This window comes from Desulfocastanea catecholica (assembly GCF_054657295.1).
Map to the genome: position 1 here is coordinate 91,028 of NZ_BAAHYZ010000008.1, position 16,821 is coordinate 107,848.

The 16,821-nt window shown below is 52.2% G+C and carries 16 protein-coding genes; 13 read left to right on the forward strand and 3 right to left on the reverse strand.

Going from position 1 to position 16,821, the window contains the following annotated elements; translation table 11 throughout:
- Window positions 1–17: 17 nt before the first annotated feature.
- From ACYQ8U_RS09405 to ACYQ8U_RS09415, 3 genes are read right to left on the reverse strand one after another with little or no spacing between them, the layout of a single operon-like run.
- Window positions 18–1,595 (reverse strand): MBL fold metallo-hydrolase RNA specificity domain-containing protein, encoded by a 1,578-nt coding sequence (locus ACYQ8U_RS09405; RefSeq protein ID WP_459945282.1) that lies wholly within the window; start codon window positions 1,593–1,595, stop codon window positions 18–20.
- A gap of 52 nt (window positions 1,596–1,647) precedes the next feature.
- Window positions 1,648–2,547 (reverse strand): class I SAM-dependent methyltransferase, encoded by a 900-nt coding sequence (locus tag ACYQ8U_RS09410; protein ID WP_459945283.1) that lies wholly within the window; start codon window positions 2,545–2,547, stop codon window positions 1,648–1,650.
- Window positions 2,548–2,601: 54 nt separating this feature from the next.
- Window positions 2,602–2,802 carry a cold-shock protein gene (locus tag ACYQ8U_RS09415; RefSeq protein WP_136813437.1) on the reverse strand — a complete coding sequence of 67 codons (201 nt, stop codon included), beginning with the start codon at window positions 2,800–2,802 and terminating at the stop codon, window positions 2,602–2,604.
- A 492-nt stretch (window positions 2,803–3,294) separates the two neighbouring features.
- Between ACYQ8U_RS09415 and ACYQ8U_RS09420 the strand changes: the two genes are divergently transcribed.
- From ACYQ8U_RS09420 to nuoL, 13 genes are all read left to right on the forward strand, one after another.
- Window positions 3,295–4,131, forward strand: coding sequence for a sulfide/dihydroorotate dehydrogenase-like FAD/NAD-binding protein (locus ACYQ8U_RS09420; RefSeq protein ID WP_459945284.1), 837 nt, complete (start codon window positions 3,295–3,297; stop codon window positions 4,129–4,131).
- An 89-nt stretch (window positions 4,132–4,220) separates the two neighbouring features.
- Window positions 4,221–5,633 carry an NADPH-dependent glutamate synthase gene (gene gltA, locus ACYQ8U_RS09425; protein WP_459945285.1) on the forward strand — a complete coding sequence of 471 codons (1,413 nt, stop codon included), beginning with the start codon at window positions 4,221–4,223 and terminating at the stop codon, window positions 5,631–5,633.
- Between the two features lie 621 nt (window positions 5,634–6,254).
- A complete protein-coding gene (gene ndhC, locus ACYQ8U_RS09430; RefSeq protein ID WP_459945286.1) occupies window positions 6,255–6,614 on the forward strand; it encodes an NADH-quinone oxidoreductase subunit A in 360 nt (119 codons plus the stop codon).
- Window positions 6,605–7,117, forward strand: a complete 513-nt coding sequence (locus ACYQ8U_RS09435; RefSeq protein ID WP_459945287.1) for an NADH-quinone oxidoreductase subunit B — start codon at window positions 6,605–6,607, stop codon at window positions 7,115–7,117. Before ndhC ends, ACYQ8U_RS09435 begins: the two co-directional genes overlap by 10 nt.
- A gap of 1 nt (window position 7,118) precedes the next feature.
- Window positions 7,119–8,834, forward strand: coding sequence for an NADH-quinone oxidoreductase subunit D (locus ACYQ8U_RS09440; RefSeq protein ID WP_459945288.1), 1,716 nt, complete (start codon window positions 7,119–7,121; stop codon window positions 8,832–8,834).
- Window positions 8,831–9,337, forward strand: a complete 507-nt coding sequence (nuoE, locus tag ACYQ8U_RS09445; protein WP_459945289.1) for an NADH-quinone oxidoreductase subunit NuoE — start codon at window positions 8,831–8,833, stop codon at window positions 9,335–9,337. The genes ACYQ8U_RS09440 and nuoE overlap by 4 nt, the downstream gene beginning before the upstream one ends.
- Before the next feature lie 14 nt (window positions 9,338–9,351).
- Window positions 9,352–10,626, forward strand: coding sequence for an NADH-quinone oxidoreductase subunit NuoF (gene nuoF, locus ACYQ8U_RS09450; protein WP_459945290.1), 1,275 nt, complete (start codon window positions 9,352–9,354; stop codon window positions 10,624–10,626).
- A gap of 14 nt (window positions 10,627–10,640) precedes the next feature.
- Window positions 10,641–12,203, forward strand: a complete 1,563-nt coding sequence (locus ACYQ8U_RS09455; RefSeq protein ID WP_459945291.1) for an NADH-quinone oxidoreductase subunit G — start codon at window positions 10,641–10,643, stop codon at window positions 12,201–12,203.
- Window positions 12,190–13,479 (forward strand): complex I subunit 1/NuoH family protein, encoded by a 1,290-nt coding sequence (locus ACYQ8U_RS09460; protein ID WP_459945292.1) that lies wholly within the window; start codon window positions 12,190–12,192, stop codon window positions 13,477–13,479. Before ACYQ8U_RS09455 ends, ACYQ8U_RS09460 begins: the two co-directional genes overlap by 14 nt.
- 82 nt (window positions 13,480–13,561) lie before the next feature.
- On the forward strand, window positions 13,562–14,086 hold the full coding sequence (locus ACYQ8U_RS09465; protein WP_459945293.1) for a NuoI/complex I 23 kDa subunit family protein: 525 nt from the start codon (window positions 13,562–13,564) through the stop codon (window positions 14,084–14,086).
- A gap of 4 nt (window positions 14,087–14,090) precedes the next feature.
- Window positions 14,091–14,600, forward strand: a complete 510-nt coding sequence (locus ACYQ8U_RS09470; RefSeq protein WP_459945294.1) for an NADH-quinone oxidoreductase subunit J family protein — start codon at window positions 14,091–14,093, stop codon at window positions 14,598–14,600.
- Window positions 14,597–14,893 (forward strand): NADH-quinone oxidoreductase subunit NuoK, encoded by a 297-nt coding sequence (gene nuoK / locus ACYQ8U_RS09475; protein ID WP_459945295.1) that lies wholly within the window; start codon window positions 14,597–14,599, stop codon window positions 14,891–14,893. Before ACYQ8U_RS09470 ends, nuoK begins: the two co-directional genes overlap by 4 nt.
- A gap of 4 nt (window positions 14,894–14,897) precedes the next feature.
- Complete coding sequence (gene nuoL / locus ACYQ8U_RS09480) at window positions 14,898–16,811, forward strand: NADH-quinone oxidoreductase subunit L (protein WP_459945296.1); 1,914 nt, start codon at window positions 14,898–14,900, stop codon at window positions 16,809–16,811.
- Window positions 16,812–16,821 lie beyond the last annotated feature (10 nt).

Here is a 16,821-nt window from a genome sequence, read left to right on the forward strand (position 1 = left end):
AAAAAAGAGACAGTCGGCTAGACAAAAACGCTTTGTCCATGAAACGGTATGACTACACTGAACCCTTCCTTGCGCAGGTATTCGGCAAAACCCTGGGTCTGCTCTTCTTCCCCGTGCACCAGGGCAATCTTTTTAATGGCAAGATTTGACTCCTTCAGCACCCGGGTCATTTCCCGACGGTCTCCGTGGGCACTGAACCCGCCCAGGGTAACGACCCGTGCCTTCAAGGGATAGTCCTTGTTGTAAAAACGGACGATCGGCGGCTCCCCCCGCCGCCCATCAGCCTGGTATTTCTCACCTAATTCCTGCAACCGCCGGCCAAAGGTATTTTGCCCCATATACCCGACGATCAGTACCGTGTTGCGCTCATCATGGATCTTATGTCGCAGGTGATGCAGGACCCGCCCGCCCTCACACATGCCCGATCCGGCCAGAACAATATGGGATTTGGTTTCACGGTTCAAGGCCATCGATTCTTCCACGCTCTGGACAAACTTCAGGTGTTCGAAATCAAACGGATTAAGGCCTTTTCTTAAAAACGAATCGTGGGTTTCCTCGTCATATGTTTCCGGATGCTCACCAAAAACATTGGTCATATTCGTGGCCAGCGGACTGTCAACCCAGACCGGCATCGGCGGAATTTCCTTGGCCAGAAAAAGTTCGTGGATAAAATAGAGCAGTTCCTGGGTTCGACCATAGGCAAAGGCCGGGATAATCACCGAACCGCCCCGGGCAAAGGTTTCGTTCAGAACCTTTTTCAGCATCGGTTTCATATCGGTAACCGGCTCATGTTCCCTGCTGCCGTAGGTACTCTCCAAGATCATCAGATCGATATTTCGGTGCTCCTCGGCAAAATCAAGGGTTGGATCTTTGACGATCGGCTTGTCAAAACGTCCCAGATCACCGGAATAGAGCACGGTTTTTGTCTGACCATTCGCCTTGTGCTGGAGAACCGACATGGCCGAGCCGAGGATATGACCGGCGCCATAAAATGTACAATAAAGATCCGTGCCGATGGTCACGGTCTCATGCAGCGGGACACCTTGAAAATAGCCCAGCGATTCTTCCGCCTCGGCCAGGGTGTACAGCGGGGTGATAAGCTCCAGATTATTTTCACGCAACAGTTTTTCCACGACATCGAGGCGCAGATCATGGTCTCCCGATTTGAGCAGGGCCTTAATCTCCTGCTGGTCGGCGGCGGAAATTTTCGACTGCTCCCCTCCGGTTTTCAACTTGGCCAGGAAAACCTTGGCCGTCTTATAATTGAGATAGGCGGCATCACCTTCCTGGATCTTGGCCGAATCCCTGAGCAGATACTCACAGGCATGGGCGGTTGCCCTGGTGCAGAAAATGTGCCCGCTGAAGCCATCTCTGGTGAGCATGGGGATGCGGCCGGAATGGTCGATATGGGCATGGGACAGCACCATGTTGGTGAAAATTTTCGGATCGACAGGAAGAACGCGATTCTTTGCTTCGGTCTCTTTTCGCCTGCCCTGAAAAAGACCGCAGTCAAGTAAAGTAGTGTCCCGGTCAGTGACCAGGGTGTGAAACGAACCGGTCACCTCTCCTGTCGCGCCGTAGAATGAAACGTGCATAGCTGCTCCTTGTGTGTGTGTCAATTATGCCCGTAAGCCCGGGCAGGTTATTTCAGGATATCCGCGCATCGATGCAGATCCGGTAGATTTGTGGCGCGCAGTGCCCGCATCTGGTGATGGCGGTCGAAAGTACCGTTCGATTGACAACGGCACAGGCGCCGGCAATTTTCTCACATGACGCAGTAAACAGTTCCGGACGCTGCAGGTCATAAAAATGTAAAACGCCACGCGCTTTGACCGCCTGGAGGGCGCATGGCAAAAACTCTTCCCCTCCGACCGGCAGGGGCATGATCACCCGGTCATAGGTTGCGGCGAGGGCCGGTACCACCTCTCGGACATCGCCAAGATAGAGCCGGATGTTTTTTTGCTTTTTATTGCGCCGAAGGTTTTCCAGGGCATAGGCGTGGGCCTCGGGGTTCTTTTCGATGCCGACGACGGATTTGGCCTTGCTGTACCTGGCAATGATCAGTGGAAAAGGGCCGATCCCGGAAAAAAGCACCAGAACCGACTCCCCCGGCTGCACCAGCGCGGCGAGTCGTCTTCTTTCATTGCCGCTTCTGACAGAATAATACACGGTTTCCGGATTGACCAGCAGGCGAACCCTCGACTCCTTCACCTCCGTTTCTATTCTGTTTTCACCAGCGAGAACCTGCAGGGGAATGGTTCTGAATTCACCGCCATAATTCCCGGCTCTTTTGGCAACGACTCTGATCTTATTGTTGCCGGCAAGGACTGCCTCGGCAATAAGTTGTTCTTTTGACACCAATTCCGACGGGATGATAATAATGGCAATATCGCCAACCAGATCATAGGCGCCTACCAGACAGGCCAGCTCGCCGGCGGACAGACTGTCGGCCAATCTCTTTTTCAGCTTCATTAATTTGATGGCGTCATAAAAACTCGTCAGCTGCGTTGTAAAAAAAAACAGCGTCAGAGAACCGACAGTTCCCATGACGCTGTGACAATCACAGTCCAGACCTCGAGGGGTGGACCGAATGAGTATGTATCAGATCTTGACTACATTCTCTGCAGCGGGACCTTTAGCTCCGTCCACAATATCAAATTTCACCCGTTCACCTTCCTCGAGGGACTTGAAACCTTCCATCTTGATAGCCGAATGATGAACAAAAACATCCTTTCCCCCGTCCTGCTCAATAAAACCGAATCCTTTAGAATTATTGAACCACTTCACTGTACCTTCTGCCATGACATGCTCCTTTGACGCATTATGCAATTATGACTTTTTATACTACATAAAAGTCACCCGATTTTTTCCTTATACCCTCCCCGTCGTAAAATACAAATAAAAAAATCATCTCACGGCAATCTTAATCTCTCTTATTTACCAGTTTAACAGACTATTATATGACCAGATAAGCCACAGGCCTGTGCGTTACACGAACCATTGATTGAATAATTTTGTCCTTCAATGTACCATCCATCGGAAAAGATACTTCCTGGGCCTGCACCGCAAAACGGGTCCAGGTAGTGATGTTGCCGGACATCCCATCTGTCGAAGACAGGCGGACTGTTTGATTTTTTCGCAATTACAACTATCTGACATCATCGGCTTTTATCGCCCTGCGACAATAGATGTTGATTTTATAGCGACTTTATGATTACTTATCCCTGAAAAATTTCTCAAATTAGAATATTTTTTTACATGTAAAATTCAATGTTTTTACACCAGGAGGAAAAAATGTTTAAGATTGTAAAACGCGAAGAAATGGCTGAGGGGACGGTTATCCTCAATGAAATTGAGGCGCCTTTAATTGCCAAGAAGGCCAAGCCCGGTCAATTTGTCATTCTCAAAGCTAATGAAGAAGGGGAGAGAATCCCGCTGACCATGGCCGATACCGATCCGGTCAAAGGCACCATCACCATCATTTATATGGTTGTTGGAAAATCAACGGCAATCTTCAAAGATCTCAAGGTCGGCGACTCCTACCAGGATGTCATCGGCCCCTTAGGCAAGGCCACCCACCTTGAAAAGGTCGGCAAGGTAATCTGTGTCGGCGGCGGTACCGGCGTTGCCGTACTGCACCCGATCACCCGCGGCTTAAAAGAAGTCGGCAACGATGTCACCTGCATCATTGGTGCACGCAACAAAAGCCTGCTCATCCTGGAAGAACAAATGAAGGCCGCGTCCCACGACCTTCGCGTTTGTACCGATGACGGTTCCTACGGCCATCACGGCTTTGTCACCGACGTCCTGAAAGAGGCCCTGCAGGCCGGAGATATCAACCTGGTTGTCGCCATTGGTCCCGTGCCAATGATGAAGGCAGTCAGCAATCTGACCAAGGAATTTAATGTTCCGACCCTGGTCAGCCTCAACCCGATAATGGTTGACGGCACCGGCATGTGCGGTGGCTGCAGGGTTACCATTGGCGGCGAGACAAAATTTGCCTGTGTGGACGGTCCCGAATTTGACGGCCATAAAGTCGATTACGATGAGTTGATCCTCCGGCTGAGAGCCTATCAGGAAGACGAGAAAAAAAGTCATCAGGCCTACTGTGCACTGCACAATGCCGGCTGAGATGACGCTTTCCGCTCTCTCTTTGTGAAGTTTAACAATCTGGTGATTCAACATATTATCGTGGATAACGATTTTCTACGGAGGACATTATGGCAGCAACAGCTGAGAAGAATGTGAAAAACCCCAGGCAACCCATGCCTGAGCAAGAACCTAAAATACGCGCTCGAAATTTCCTTGAGGTGCCCACCGGTTACACCATGAAAATGGCCCAGGCCGAGGCCGCCCGTTGCCTGCAGTGCAAAAAACCCGCCTGTGTCACCGGCTGTCCGGTCGGCGTCGACATTCCCGGCTTTATCGACCTCATCAACCAGGGCGATATGACCGGAGCTATCCGCAACCTGTGGACGAAAAATGCCCTGCCGGCAGTGTGCGGCCGCGTCTGCCCCCAGGAAGTTCAGTGTGAAGGCAACTGCATAGTCGGCAAGAAAGACGAACCCGTCGCCATCGGTAACCTTGAGCGCTTCTGCGCCGATTTTGAAAGAGAGCACGGCACGGGTGAGCTGCCCCCGAAAGCTGGTCCCACCGGCAAAAAGGTTGCCGTTGTCGGCTCCGGCCCATCGGGGCTGACAGTTGCCGGCGATCTCATCACCAAAGGCCACGATGTGACCATCTTCGAGGCCTTCCACAAACCGGGTGGGGTTCTGGTCTACGGCATTCCTGAATTTCGCCTGCCAAAGGCCATCGTCGCCCAGGAAGTAAACTTTCTTGAACGGCTTGGCGTCGACCTGCAGTGCAATGCGGTCGTCGGCAGAACGGTATCGCTCGACGAACTTTTCGAGCAGGGATACGACGCTGTCTATGTCGGCGTCGGTGCCGGCTTGCCGAGATTTATGAACATCCCCGGGGAAAACCTGGTCGGCATCCTTTCCGCCAATGAGTATCTTACCCGGGCCAATCTCATGAAGGCCTACAAATATCCGGAAGTCGATACACCCATCCCGATCGGCAAGAATGTCGTCGTCCTTGGTGCAGGCAACGTGGCCATGGACTCCGCCCGGACCGCCATGCGTCTTGGGGCCGAGAGTGTCAAAATCGTCTATCGACGCTCCAGGGAAGAAATGCCGGCCCGTAAGGCAGAAATTCACCATGCCGAAGAAGAAGGTATCGAACTCTTTCTGCTGACAAATCCAACCAAGTATCTCGGCGACGCAAATGGTCGGCTGACCGGCATGGAATGTCTGCGCATGGAACTCGGCGAACCGGATGCATCCGGCAGGCGCCGACCGGTGGCTGTCGAAGGCTCCGAATTCGAGATTGCCTGTGACCTGTGCATCGTCGCCGTCGGCTCGGGCGCCAACCCGCTTCTCACCAGCGAAACCCCGGATATGAAACTCAATAAATGGGGCAATGTAATGGCCGATCCAAGGACCGGTAAAACCACCAAAAAAGGTGTCTGGGCCGGTGGCGACATTGTCACCGGAGCGGCAACGGTCATCCTGGCCATGGGTGCCGGACGCGATGCCGCCAATTCCATCCACGATTATCTGACCCTTGGCTGGTAGGCCGTAGACTGCTAGTCTCGGCAAAGCAGATAGTTGTTCTTTATCCAACCGGCAATCCTGGCACGCACCACGCGCAGGATTGCCGGTTTTTTTGTAGAAACAGATCTTTTTCGCCCTCGATTGTTATTCCATCAGATGTCCCCGCAGCTGCAGCACCCCTCATAATCATTCGTGAATAGACAATTCATTGAAATGAATATAGATCACTTCCCGTCCAACTCATTGTAATATCGTAATTAAAGACATTTCTTAACAATCGACAAAGACTTCTCTACCATGTCAGGAACAACAAAACAGCACTGGTCATCGTCATTGCTTTTTGTGCATTGTGTGCCCCAACACTCTCCGGCAACAGCATAGCCCCGACCAAACAAGCCCCGACACCAGTACTTCGGCAGACAAAACAATCCATGGCCGCACAAAGCGCACATCTTGACCGCCTTGCAAACACCAGACTAAACAACAACTAATGCCTTTAAGTCTTCGTTTGCCTACAACAAATAAATTCTTGACAGGCAATGGAGAGGCCTGTTAATGAATGGGTGTTCATTATTTCTTTGTTTAGGTGTGAGCTGCCCAGCGGCCGCATGGTATGGAAAAAAGCAGTGAGAGGAACTAATAATGTCAACGGAACTGATTCTTTCGGCAGTGGCCCTCATCGGTATTGCTGCTCTTGTTCCCTGCTTTATGATAGCGACAACGATTCTGGGGCCGCGATCCAAGGGAAAAATGAAAAATGAAGCCTACGAGAGTGGTGTAGGCCCGATCATCGGAACGGTTGACCAGAAGTTCAGCGTCAAATTCTATCTGCTCGCAATTCTTTTCCTGATATTCGACATTGAGGCGGTCTTCATGTATCCATGGGCTGTCTCGGTCCGTGAACTTGGCTGGTTCGGATTTACAGAGATGGTGGTCTTCATGCTGCTGCTTCTAACTGGACTCATCTACATTCTTAAGAAAGGGGTGCTCAATTGGCGTTAGGATTAGAATCAAGTCTCGGCGACACAGTCATAACCACCAAACTTGATGAAGTCATCAATTGGGGTCGGCAATATTCACTGTGGCCATTCGTATTCGGAACCGCCTGTTGCGCCATCGAATTCATGAGCGCAGCGGCGAGTCAGCACGACGTATCCCGCTTTGGAGCAGAGGTTGTCCGTTTTTCTCCTCGCCAGGCAGATCTGCTCCTGGTCTGCGGCACCATCAGTTATAAGCAGGCGCCTATTCTGAAGCGTATCTATGAGCAGATACCTGATCCAAAATGGGTTGTCGCCATGGGTGCCTGTGCGAGCTCCGGGGGAATATATGATAACTACTGCACCGTGCAGGGTATCGATACCATTATTCCTGTGGATGTTTTCATCTCTGGCTGCCCCCCTCGACCGGAAGCTGTGCTGGACGCTCTGATCAAAATCCAGGACCAGATTAAAGGCGAAAGTGTGCTCAAAGACCGCCATAAAGACTTTAAAGGGATTCTCGACTGATATGAATGCGACGGCTTTAGAAAAAATCCAAGCCGCGTTTCCGGACGCGATCTGCAAAGTTGTTCTGGAATCAGTGGTTATAGATGTGCGACCTGAAAACCTGGAGAACACGCTTTCCCGGTTAAAAAATGAACCGGATTTTAACTGCGGTCTGATGGTCGATGTCACGGCAATCGATTACCTCGAGTATCCGCAGGCCCAGGAAACCAGATTTTATGTGGTCTATACCCTGCGCAACTGGGAAAAAAATATTCTCGTGCAGGTGCGCACTCCGATACTCGACCCGGAAGTCGGTATTACCAGCGCGACACATCTCTGGGGCGCGGCACTCTTTGGCGAAAGGGAGGTTTATGACCAGTATGGTATTCACTTCCAGGGCCATCCCGATCTCAGAAGAATACTCAACCACTGGCAGTTTGAGGGACACCCCCTGCGCAAGGATTATCCTATCGAAAAAGGCCAGGTCTGTTACCAGACGGACAGCCTGGAGAAGGAAATTCGTGCCAGGCTGGCCAAAAAAGGTGTTGATGATGCGACCTTGAAGGACATCAACACCCAGGTGATGTTTCTCAACCTCGGACCTTCTCATCCGGCCACCCATGGGGCCATCCGCATCCTTACCGCCCTGGACGGCGAGACCATTCTGGCCAACGTCAATGAAATTGGTTACCTGCACCGAGGTTTTGAAAAAACCTCCGAGAACAGGACCTACAATCAGATCATCCCACTCACCGACCGGCTCAACTACTGCTCGTCGATGCTGAACAACATCGCCTACGCCAAGGCGGTTGAATCATGGCTGGGCGTGACGATAACCGAGCGAGCCCAATTCATGCGCGTGGTGCTCTCCGAATTCTACCGGGTCCTTGATCATCTGGTCTGTCTCTCTGCCGCCATGGTTGATATGGGTGGTCTGACAAACTACTGGTACCTCTATAATGAAAAAGAGGCCGCCTATGATCTCATCAGTCGCCTCACCGGTGCACGCCTTACCAGTTCTTTTACCCGGATCGGCGGCATGTATCGTGATTTTTATGATGGCTGGGAAGAGGATCTGGAAGCACAGCTTCGTGGCATAGAAAAAGGTATCGGTGATTCCCTGAAACTGGTCGAGACCAACCGCATTGTCCACGACCGGACCCAGGGTGTCTGTATACTCACGGCGGAAACCGCCCTGAATTACGGTTTCACCGGCCCCACCCTCCGAGCCAGCGGCGTACCCTTTGACCTGCGCAAAGACGCCCCCTACTATAATTACGAGTCCTTCGACTTTGAGGTACCTGTCGGCACCAACGGCGATATCTATGACCGCTTCATGATTCGTTTTCATGAGATGGTGCAGTCCATCCGGATCATTCGCCAGGCGATGAAACACATTCCCAAAGGACCGATCAACGTCAAAGACTCCCAGGTATGTCTGCCGCCCAAGCAGCAGGTCTACAGCAACATTGAAGGATTGGCCAACCACTTCAAACTGGTTTTCGAAGGCGTCAAGGCCCCGGCAGGGGAATGGTATGACTCCCTGGAAGCGGCCAACGGCGAACTGGGTTTCCATTTTGTCTCCGACGGATCCGGCAAACCCTACAAACTGAAGGTGCGACCGCCATGTTTTTACATCATGGGTGGTTTTCATAAAATGGTTGAAGGGAACATGATAGCGGACGCCGTCATCAACCTGAGTTGTATCAATATAATCGGTGGGGAGCTGGACAGATGAGCGATCGTTCACAACTGATTTCGACAGGGACACCATTCCAGTTCGACAAGGAAAGGGATGCTGAATTCGAAAGGCTTATCAAACGTTATCCGACCAGAGAGTCGATGATTCTTCCTGCCCTGTGGCTGATACAGGAACAAGAGGGCTGGATAAGTCAGGAAGCAATGGCCTACGCCGCCGACCGCATCGGGACCTTTGCCAGCAAGATGTACGAGGCAGCCACCTTCTACACCATGTATCATCTGCAGCCGATGGGCAGAAACCATATCTGTGTCTGTCGCACCCTGTCCTGCTGGCTGCGCGGCAAACAGGAAATTGTTGACTATCTGAAAAACGAAATCGGCATACAACCCGGCCAGATAAGTGACGATGGAAAATTCAGTCTGGAAGAGGTTGAATGCCTCGGTCACTGCGGTACCGCTCCGGTTGTTCAGGTCAATGGCGAATTCCACGAGAACATGGACGTGGACAAGCTGAAATCGCTACTGGCCACATTGAAATAAGGAGGCGGACGAAGATGCAAGTCAAGATTCTCAGTGCCAAGTTCGACATAAAAGACGCCAACAAGATTAAAGTTGCCAAAAAGCACGGCGCCTATTCCACCCTCGACAAGGTCTTTTCCATGCCACCGGAAGACGTCATCGAGCTGGTGAAAAGCAGCGGGTTGCGCGGCAGAGGCGGGGCAGGTTTTCCGGCCGGTGTGAAATGGAGCTTCTTGCCGAAAGACACCGGCAAACCGGTCTATCTCGCCGTCAACTCCGACGAATCGGAACCGGCCACCTTCAAGGATCGATATATCCTGGTCAAAGACCCGCACATGATGATCGAGGGCATCATCATCTGCAGCTATGCCATCGGTTCCCATGATACCTATATCTATATCCGCGGCGAATACACCACCCAGGTGAAAGCACTCCAGGCGGCAATAGATGAGGCCTACAAGGCCGGATATCTCGGCGACAAAGTCGCCGGCCATGATTATAAACTCAACGTCACGGTCCACCGCGGCGCCGGTGCCTATGTCTGCGGCGAAGAGACCGCACTGCTCGAGTCCATCGAGGGCAAAAAAGGCCAGCCGCGCAGCAAGCCGCCGTTTCCTGCAGTTGCCGGTCTTTATGGCTGTCCGACGATCATCAACAATGTGCAGACTATCGCCTCGCTGCCGTTTATCATTGCCAACGGCGCCGAGGCCTACAAGGCCTATGGTACGGAAAAGAGTCCCGGTACACATCTGTTCGGCATCTCCGGTCACGTGGAAAAACCCGGCATGTACGAGCTGCCGCTGGGCTTGCCTCTGCTCGAGGTTATCGACAAGGTCGCCGGCGGCGTGTGGAAAGGCCGCAAACTGAAAGGGATCATTCCCGGCGGGAGTTCAACGCCGGTACTGCTGCCCGAGGAAGCGAAAACGGTCACCCTTGATTACGAGTCCATGGCCGCCCATAAAACCATGTTTGGCTCCGGCGGTATCGTCATCCTCGATGAGACGGTCGATATCGTCCACCTGGTGAAAAACCTTATTGACTTTTATCACCACGAATCCTGCGGACAATGCACTCCCTGTCGGGAAGGTCTTGGCTGGATGTTGAAGATTGTCAAAAAAATACTGCGCGGCGACGGCAGCATGGCAGATGTCAACCTGCTGCGCGAGCTGTGCGATAATATCGAGATGAAAACAGTATGCGTTTTATCGGCTGCCTGCACCATGCCGGTGCGCAGCTATCTGGATAAGTTCAGGCACGAATTTGAGGCATATGTGGCAAAGAACGATTCTTCAGCAGCAGAAGCGAAATAGGAATAAGGCACCCCATGGCTGACAAGATAAAACTTTTTGTAAACGGAGTCGAAGTCGAGGTCGAGGCAGGCAAAAACCTGATCGACGCCGTCGGTGCTGTCGGCATCGAAATACCTCATTTATGCTACCATCCGGCACTGGGTGCCGACGGTAACTGTCGCATGTGTCTGGTCGGTATTGAAGACGGCCGGCCACCACTTGTCCCGGCGTGTAAAACACCGGCCATGGCAGGCATGAAGGTATTACTCGACGCGGCGCACATTAAAAAGATCCAGCACGATGTGATGGAATTTGAATTGATCAACCATCCCACCGACTGCCCCGTCTGCGACCAGGCCGGAGAATGTAAGCTGCAGGACTACTACATGGCCTACGACCAGGCTGAAAGCCGGATGAACGTCCCCCAGGTCGTCAAAGGCAAGAAGATGGATTTTGGTGCCGGGGTGGTGCATGATCAGGAACGCTGCGTCGTCTGTGGCCGATGCGTGCGCTTCTGCCGCCAGATCACCAAGACCGGTGAGCTGGGCATCATCAACAGAACCGATGACGCCCGGGTAAATATTTTTCCCGGCAGACCGCTAAGCAACCGCTATGCCGGCAACGTCGTCGACCTCTGTCCCGTTGGTGCTATGACCAGCAAGGATTTCCGCTTTAAACAGCGGGTCTGGTTTTTGAAAAAGGCCCCCGGCATCTGTCACGGTTGCTCGAAAGGCTGCAACATCACCATCGATCACAACCGCGAAAAATATAAAGACGATATCATTTACCGGTTTCGTCCACGGCTCAACGAACAGGTCAATGGCTACTTCATCTGTGATGCCGGGCGATTGAGCTATAAGGCGGAAAACGAAGGACGTCTCGTCGAGGCACGGCTCAACAATAAAGCCCGGCCGATCGACGATGTTCTCGCCGCCTGCACCAAAGAAATAGAGCGAGCGGAAAAAATCGCCCTCGTTCTCTCACCAAACTGTTCTCTCGAGCAGATGGTCGCCGTGCAGGCACTGGCCGAAAAACTGGGCGCGCCTCTCTTTGGTTACAGTGATGGGTACATCAAGCAGGGAGACGGCGACGATTATCTTATCCAGGATGATAAAGCAGCCAACCGGGCCGGTCTGACTCTTCTCGGTATCGACTGCAGTCGGGAAGCCTTCGAAGCCGGGGTACAGCAGGCGCAACTGCTCATCAACTTCAATAACGACCTCAACCGCAGCTACAAAGAGAACGAGCTGAAAAAACTGTTTCAGGGGACCAAGGTCATCGCCGTCAGCAGCCATGACACCCCATTCACTGCTCTGGCCGATCTGGCTTTACCTGTAGCCTCGTACAGTGAGTATGCGGGAAGCGTCATAAATTGTGACAACATTCTCCAGAGCTTTGCCAAAGCCCTGACCAAAAACAACGATCTTGCCGATATCAGCGCCATTGCCGTTCAGCTCGGTGGGCCGCTTACCAGCCCCGAGGAAAGATTCGCGGTACTGCAGCAAGCCATTAGCGCGCTGAAAAACTTTGAACCTGACAAGATCCCGGCAAAGGGATTGAACTTAAACGATAGCGAGGCTGCCAATGTCACTGCTTGATTATGTAATGATTGCCATTCGCGTTCTCTTCAGCGCTTTTGTCCCGCTCTGCTTTGTCGCAGTCTGCGTGTGGATGGAGCGCAGGGGGGCCGGATATTTTCAGGATCGATCCGGTCCGAACCGCGCCGGTATCTTTGGCTTCAGAGCGGCCGGCCTGGTACAGAATCTCGCCGACGGCCTTAAGCTGGCATTCAAGGAAGATGTGGTATCCGCGCATATCAAACATAAATTCTTTTTTGTTATCGCTCCGTTAATCGTCTTTTTTACCGCCATTGTCTCTTTTGCCGTTGTACCCTTTGCCGACACTTTGGTTTTGGGTGGGAAAAGCTACATCATGCAGGGCATTCCCATTGATCTGGGTATTCTCTGGTTTCTCGCTTTGGCCGGTTTTGCCGTGTACGGTATTATTCTCGCCGGCTGGTCGTCGTCGAATAAGTACGGCATCCTTGGCAGCCTGCGTTCCGCCGCCCAGGTCATCAGTTACGAGATTCCAATGGGGCTGGCAATTATCAGCCTGCTTGTTGTCTATGGTACCGTCAACCTCAACGAAATGGCCCAGTTTCAAGGCAAGCTGCTGTTCGGTTTCATCCCCATGTGGGGTGCCCTTCTGCAGCCGCTCGGCATGGTTATTTTCATTATTGCCGCCTTCGCCGAATGTAACAGAACACCTTTTGATCTCGCCGAGGGCGAGAGTGAGATCGTCGCCGGCTTCCATGTCGAATACAGTGCCATGAAGTTTGCCGTGTTTTTTATGGGGGAATATGTCGCCATGTTCGCCTCAAGCGCGATCATCGTCACCCTGTTTTTCGGCGGCTATCAGATCCCCTTTCTTGCCACCGAAACCCTAATAAATTTTGCCAAACCGGTCGCCTTCCTGCTGATGATCGCTCTGCCGGTGATCATGTACTACTTTACCGGATGGATTAGAAGGAACAACGTCAGTCATTATCCTCGAGAAAATGATCCACGCGTGTTTGAAGCAAACGTCTATATCAAATGTTTCTGGGGATTGACCATTTTCTTGGAGCTGGTTCTGCTGGCTATCCTGTTGTTCAGCACCTCTGGTGGAGCTGCCGCCGGTATCTTCGTCGCCCTGCTGCAGATATGTACCCTGCTTGTGAAAGTGACGCTGATGATATTCGTCTTTATCTGGGTACGCTGGACCATACCCCGTTTTCGATATGACCAGTTACAGAAACTTGGATGGCAGACGCTCCTACCACTGGCTCTTCTGAACATCTTTATAACAAGCGCAGTTGTCGTGGCGTTGAGCTAACCCCGCCGAACGGGAGAAGGAGCCATCAGAAATCGTGAGAAATAGCCTGATTATTTCGTAACGGTTCCTAAAGGAGAATGACATGGGTGCACAAGTCAAAACAATAGAACGGAAAGGTTCGAGCCTGCAGGAAAGGCTCTACCTCCCCGAGATTTTCAAAGGAATGGCCACCACCTTTGGCCACTTGTGGAGAAATCTACTCGATAATAGAAAACTCTACGTCCGGCATTACCCGGAGGTGCAGCCGGAGATCCCGGTTCGCTGGCGCGGACGGCACCGACTGACGACCCACGAGGACCAGACGGTGAAGTGTGTCGCCTGCTTTATGTGCCAGACCAACTGTCCGGCCAAGTGCATCATGATTGAGGCGGGGGAACGACTCGACGACAAGGCGGAAAAAATGCCGGTCAAGTTCAACATCGACCTGCTTGAGTGCATTTATTGCGGTTATTGCGTTGAAGCCTGTCCTGTGGATGCGATCCGCATGGATACCGGGATTTTTTCCGTTACTGACAACAATAGGGAATCCTTCGTTCTTGGGCTCGAGGAGTTGCTGACAACCCCTGGAGCTTTTTCCGAAGAAGAATATAAGAAAGGGGGCGCTTGATATTATGTCTGCAGAGTGGCTATTTTATGTGTTTTCCGTGCTGTCTGTTCTTGGCGCCTCCGGGTTGGTACTGTTCCGCCACCCGATGAGCGGGGCGATGAGTCTGATAGTGACAATGATTTCCCTGGCGGGACTGTACGCACTGTTGTCCGCCAGTTTGATTTTTGTCCTGCAGCTTATCGTCTATGCCGGGGCAATCATGTCCCTTATCCTCTTTATCATCATGTTTCTGAATATTCAGACCAGTGATCTGCCTGAGGAAAAAGGTCGTTTTTATTATCTTATCGGCGGCATAATCCTGATTTTCCCCATCGCCTCTTTCCTCATCAAGGTGGTGAAGAGTCTGCCGGGTAGTGAAGCGACGATAGTCGGCTCCGGCTTCGGCGGGGTCAAGGAGGTTGGATTGGTGCTCTTTCAGGACTGGTTATTGCCTTTTGAAATTGTTTCCCTTCTCCTGCTCGTGGCTCTTATTGGTGCGGTAGTACTTGCAGGGAAGAGGAGGTTGAACAAATGATCCAGAACTATCTCATTCTCAGTGTCATTCTCTTTTCCCTGGGCATACTCGGTGTGATATCCAGACGGAATGTCTTCACGGTGTTCATGTCCATAGAACTCATGCTCAATGCGGCTAACTTGTCCTTTATAGCCTTTTCACGACTGCACGAAAGCATGGATGGGCAGGTTCTCGCCTTGCTGGTCATGGCTGTGGCCGCAGCCGAGGCTGCGCTGGCTCTCGCGGTAGTCATACTGCTTCATAAGCACAAGGGTAAACTGGATACCGACGTATTCAGCCTGTTAAAAGGGTGATTTCATGGAACATACTGCTACATATCTCGGATTAATTCCCCTCTTTCCGCTTATTGGAGCGCTGGTGATCGGGCTGCTGCACATGCTCACCTGCAGAAAGAATCCATTATCGGAAATGCTATACGGCGCCCTGGCCTGTATCGGCCCGGTACTGTCGTTTTTTCTGGCCCTGGTGGTTTTTTACCATCTCAAAGGCCTTCCGGCGGATGAACGGATTCTCACACATAATGCCTATACCTGGTTTGCCGTCGGCGACCTGCATGTCAATATGGGTTTTCTTGCCGACCCGCTCAGTTCACTGATGCTGCTGTTCGTCACCTTTATCGGTTCCCTGATCCACATATATTCTATCGGCTACATGGCCAAGGATAAGAATTTCGGCAAATTTTTCGCATACATGAACCTGTTTCTCGGTTCCATGCTCATCCTGGTTCTCGGCAGCGGCCCTGTAGTGATGTTTGTCGGCTGGGAAGGTGTCGGGCTGTGCTCCTATCTGCTCATCAGCTACTACAGTGAAGATACCGACAATGTCCTGGCCGGCAATAAGGCGTTTATCGTCAACCGTATCGGCGATCTTGGTTTCGTTCTGGGCATGTCGGTGTTGTTCTGGGCTATCGGCGCCGGCGGTTTTGACTACCTCTCCCTGAAGGCGAATGCACATAGTCTTACCCCGGCAATAGGCATTGCCGTCTGCCTGCTGCTCTTTGTCGGCGCCTGCGGTAAATCGGCACAGATCCCCCTGTATGTCTGGCTGCCGGACGCGATGGCCGGTCCTACTCCGGTCTCTGCCCTCATCCATGCCGCAACCATGGTCACCGCCGGTGTCTATATGGTGGCCCGGTTCAGCTTTATCTATGCACATTTCCCCAGCGCCGGAATGGTTGTCGCCTGGGTCGGTATCCTCACCGCACTTCTCGCGGCAATATTTGGCATGTTCCAGAAAGACATCAAAAAGATTCTCGCCTACTCGACCGTCAGTCAGCTCGGCTACATGTTTGCCGCGGTCGGTGTCACCGCCTACTCCGCCGGAATCTTCCACGTCTTCACCCATGCCTTCTTCAAGGCGTTGCTGTTCCTCGGAGCCGGTTCGGTCATTTATGCCCTGCACCATCAGCAGGATGTATGGAAAATGGGTGGGCTGAAGGATAAACTGCCACGTACCTACTGGACCATGCTCATCGGTGCCCTGGCCCTGTCCGGCGTCCCGCCGTTTTCCGGATTTTTCAGCAAGGATGAAATCCTTTTTTCCGCGCTGGCCAATGGCCATACCGGAATATGGTTCATCGGCGTACTGGTTGCCGGTATGACCGCCTACTATACCTTCCGTATGATATTCCTCGTGTTCCATGGCAAACCACGGGATCAGGAAGCCTTTGATCATGCGCATGAGCCGCCGGCGGTCATGACTATTCCACTGGTCATCCTCGCGGTCGGTGCGGCATTTGCCGGCGTATTGAATCTCCCGGCAATATTCGGTGGCTCGCTCAACGTGTCACACTGGCTCGCGCCAAGTGTGATCGAGCATCACCCTCATGTCAGTGTCTGGCTGGAACTTCTCGCCATGCTGGCCAGCATCGGTGTCGTCGCCGTAGGTATCTTCATCGCCTACAGGAAATTTGGCGAGGGTGCGGAAGAGCCGGTATTCACGGGTTTTGCCAAGGTCGGCTATAACAAGTTTTATGTCGATGAGATTTACAATGCGGTATTTGTCCAGCCGTACAAAGCCTTTGGTTCGATTATCACACGGTTTATCGAACCCAACGTTACCGACAGTCATGTGAAGTTTTCCAGCTGGCTGTATCAAAAGGCGGGCAACGCTTTCAAGGCCCTGCAGGTAGGCTATGTGCGGATTTATGCAATTTATATGGTTATAGGACTGAGCCTCATGAGTCTCTTCCTCTCTCAATCGATCAACTAGGTAAGGTGTA

Bases quoted from the DNA above. Each gene is read 5' to 3' on its own strand.
- ACYQ8U_RS09440 (WP_459945288.1), top strand. From the start codon at position 7,119: ATGAATGCGACGGCTTTAGAAAAAATCCAAGCCGCGTTTCCGGACGCG.
- ACYQ8U_RS09455 (WP_459945291.1), top strand. From the start codon at position 10,641: ATGGCTGACAAGATAAAACTTTTTGTAAACGGAGTCGAAGTCGAGGTC.
- nuoE (WP_459945289.1), top strand. From the start codon at position 8,831: ATGAGCGATCGTTCACAACTGATTTCGACAGGGACACCATTCCAGTTC.
- nuoF (WP_459945290.1), top strand. From the start codon at position 9,352: ATGCAAGTCAAGATTCTCAGTGCCAAGTTCGACATAAAAGACGCCAAC.
- ACYQ8U_RS09415 (WP_136813437.1), bottom strand. From the start codon at position 2,802: ATGGCAGAAGGTACAGTGAAGTGGTTCAATAATTCTAAAGGATTCGGT.
- ACYQ8U_RS09465 (WP_459945293.1), top strand. From the start codon at position 13,562: ATGGGTGCACAAGTCAAAACAATAGAACGGAAAGGTTCGAGCCTGCAG.
- ACYQ8U_RS09470 (WP_459945294.1), top strand. From the start codon at position 14,091: ATGTCTGCAGAGTGGCTATTTTATGTGTTTTCCGTGCTGTCTGTTCTT.
- ACYQ8U_RS09410 (WP_459945283.1), bottom strand. From the start codon at position 2,547: ATGGGAACTGTCGGTTCTCTGACGCTGTTTTTTTTTACAACGCAGCTG.
- nuoL (WP_459945296.1), top strand. From the start codon at position 14,898: ATGGAACATACTGCTACATATCTCGGATTAATTCCCCTCTTTCCGCTT.
- ACYQ8U_RS09420 (WP_459945284.1), top strand. From the start codon at position 3,295: ATGTTTAAGATTGTAAAACGCGAAGAAATGGCTGAGGGGACGGTTATC.
- nuoK (WP_459945295.1), top strand. From the start codon at position 14,597: ATGATCCAGAACTATCTCATTCTCAGTGTCATTCTCTTTTCCCTGGGC.
- ndhC (WP_459945286.1), top strand. From the start codon at position 6,255: ATGTCAACGGAACTGATTCTTTCGGCAGTGGCCCTCATCGGTATTGCT.
- gltA (WP_459945285.1), top strand. From the start codon at position 4,221: ATGGCAGCAACAGCTGAGAAGAATGTGAAAAACCCCAGGCAACCCATG.
- ACYQ8U_RS09460 (WP_459945292.1), top strand. From the start codon at position 12,190: ATGTCACTGCTTGATTATGTAATGATTGCCATTCGCGTTCTCTTCAGC.
- ACYQ8U_RS09405 (WP_459945282.1), bottom strand. From the start codon at position 1,595: ATGCACGTTTCATTCTACGGCGCGACAGGAGAGGTGACCGGTTCGTTT.